The following is a 2,295-nucleotide window of genomic DNA, read 5'->3' as shown; positions in this document are numbered from 1 at the left end:
GGCCGGCCCGACCAGGCAAAGGGCGGCGAGGCAGGCCACCGTCGCGAGCTTCATGCGTCAGGGTCTCGAACCGCGGGAAATCGGCCCCGCGGCGGAACGGCGGGTCGCGGATCAGCATATGAGGCGAGTCGGCCGATTGCCAAGGCGTGCCGGTCCCTAGAGTTTTGGGGTGCGGGCCGCACGCCGCCGTGGATGCCGAGTCACTGAGGATCTCGACCGCCCCATGAACCTCGTCCTGCTCCCCGGCTTCATGACCGATCCCGATCTCTGGGCGGACATGCGCCCGCGCCTCGCGCCCCTCGGCCCGGTGCTGCACGGCGACCTCAGCCGGGACGCCGGCATCGACGCCATGGCGCAACGAATAGCTGGGGAGGCGCCGGAGCGATTCGCCCTCATCGGCTTCTCCATGGGTGGCTACGTGGCGCGGGCGATCGCCCGGCTGGCGCCGGAGCGGGTCCGGGCGCTGGTGCTGATCGCCACCTCGGCCCGGGCCGACACACCGGTCCAGGCGCGCCGGAAGGCGGCGGCGGTGGCGAATGTCCGCCGCCAGGGGTTTTCAGGGCTCAGCCGAGCCGCGATCCTCGGCTCGGTCCATCCGGACCGGGTCGGCGACGCATCGCTGATCGCCCGCATCCGCCAGATGGGCGACCGCCTCGGCGGGGAGGTCTTCTTGCGCCAGGCCGGTCAGGCACGCGCGAGCGATGGCGGGCTTCTCGGCGCCATCACCTGCCCGACGCTGGTGGTGGCCGCCGCCCAGGACAGCCTGCGCAGCCTCGACGAGGCGCGGGAGCTGCAGGCCGGCATTCCCGGCGCCGCGCTGACGGTGATCGACGGCTCCGGCCACATGCTGCCGATGGAGGCCCCCGACGCGCTGGCGGAGGCCATCGTGCCGTGGCTCCAGGCTCAGCTCTCCGGCGCCTCGACGATCGGGTCGTAACGAGAGGCGTCGAAACCCAGGAGATTCCAGCTCTGGGTCATGTGGGGCGGCAGCGGCGCGCTGACATCCACGGGCCGGCCGGTGCGCGGATGCGGGATCACGATCCGGCGGGCGAGCAGGTGCAACCGGTTCTGGATGCCGCCGGGCAGCTCCCAGTTCTCCACGGAAAAATATTTTGGGTCGCCGACGATCGGGTGGCCGATATGGGCCGCGTGGGCGCGCAGCTGGTGGGTCCGCCCGGTCACCGGCTTGAACGACAGCCAGGACAGTTTCTGGGCGGCCTGATCGACCATGGCGTAATAGGTGAGGGCGTGGCTCGCGCCCTCGTCGCCGTGCTTGGCGACCCGCATGCGCGCATCAGCATCAGTCGGCTCGTCCTTGGCGAGGTAGGTCGAGATCCGGCCCTGCCGGACCCGCGGCACGCCCGCCGTGAGCGCCCAGTAGATCTTGCGCGCCGCCCGCGAGCGGAAGCTCTTCGCGAGCGTGGCTGCCGCCAGCCTTGTCTTGGCGACGATCAGGCAGCCGGCCGTATCCTTGTCCAGCCGGTGGACGAGGCGCGGCTTCTGCCCGTCCGGCGCGGTCAGCGCCGTGAGCAGCCCGTCGACGTGGCGGACCGTGCCCGACCCACCCTGGACCGCGAGGCCGAAGGGCTTGTTGAGGATCATCATGTCGGCGTCCTCATAGAGGATCAGCGAGCGGATGAACTCGGCGTCGTCCTGCTCCCGGGCGGCGCTGCGCGGGCGCTCGGTCGGCTGGTCGAGGCGCAGAGGCGGCACGCGCACGCTCATGCCCGGCTCCAGCCGGTCGTTCGGCTTGGCGCGCTTGCCGTCGACCCGCAACTCGCCCTTGCGGACGATGCTCTGCACCCGGGTGAAGGGCAGCAGCGGGAAGCGGGCGGTGAGGAAGCGGTCGATGCGCATCCCCGCCTCGTCCGCCTCGACCGTCAGGGTCTGCACCCCGGAGGCGAGGGTCGCGGAGGCAGCGGCGCGCTGCTCGCGCCGTGTCGGGCCGGCGGGCGGTACGGAGGTCTCCGGGCGCGACTCGACAGGCTTGCCGGTCTGGGTCTTCGCGGCCGGCCTGGTCGCGGGCCGGGGAGGCGCCTTGCGCGGGGGCGGAGCCTCGTCGCGCGCGACCCGTTCCGGCCGCGGCTTCGGCTTCGCGCCGCCGGCGGCGGCCGCCGACGCGCCGGTGGGCACCGCCGGGCTGCTCGGGTCCGGGGGCCCGCGCACCCCCGTCCGGTTCACCGCCGCGACGGGCGTGACGGAGACCACGATCCTGGGCTCGAGCGGCATCCTCACCGAGGTCGCGACCGTGGAGCTGCAGCACGATCTGCTGCGCAACCTGTCGATCGTGTTCGG

At 72.8% G+C, this 2,295-nt stretch carries 2 protein-coding genes and 1 pseudogene; 2 read left to right on the top strand and 1 reads right to left on the bottom strand.

What is annotated here, in order from left to right; genetic code table 11:
- The first annotated feature begins 223 nt into the window (after nucleotides 1–223).
- Entirely contained in the window at nucleotides 224–937 is a 714-nt protein-coding gene (locus AO398_RS27085) for an alpha/beta fold hydrolase (RefSeq protein ID WP_058195398.1), read from the top strand.
- On the opposite strand, the pseudogene AO398_RS27080 reads toward AO398_RS27085, so the two are convergent.
- Nucleotides 904–1,953 (bottom strand): annotated as a pseudogene (locus AO398_RS27080) (RluA family pseudouridine synthase); the annotation flags it as partial. The gene AO398_RS27085 and the pseudogene AO398_RS27080 sit on opposite strands and share 34 nt — an antisense overlap.
- Here AO398_RS27080 and AO398_RS29625 point away from each other — a divergent pair.
- Nucleotides 1,850–2,295, top strand: a 446-nt coding sequence (locus AO398_RS29625; RefSeq protein WP_244498910.1) for an outer membrane beta-barrel protein, incomplete at its 3' end; no start/stop codon positions are given. The pseudogene AO398_RS27080 and the gene AO398_RS29625 overlap by 104 nt on opposite strands.

It is taken from the genome of Methylobacterium sp. GXS13 (assembly GCF_001455965.1).
Classification (GTDB): Bacteria; Pseudomonadota; Alphaproteobacteria; order Rhizobiales; family Beijerinckiaceae; genus Methylobacterium.
The sequence above is the reverse complement of the archived record's forward strand: the minus strand, read 5'-3'. Positions and strand labels throughout refer to the sequence as shown.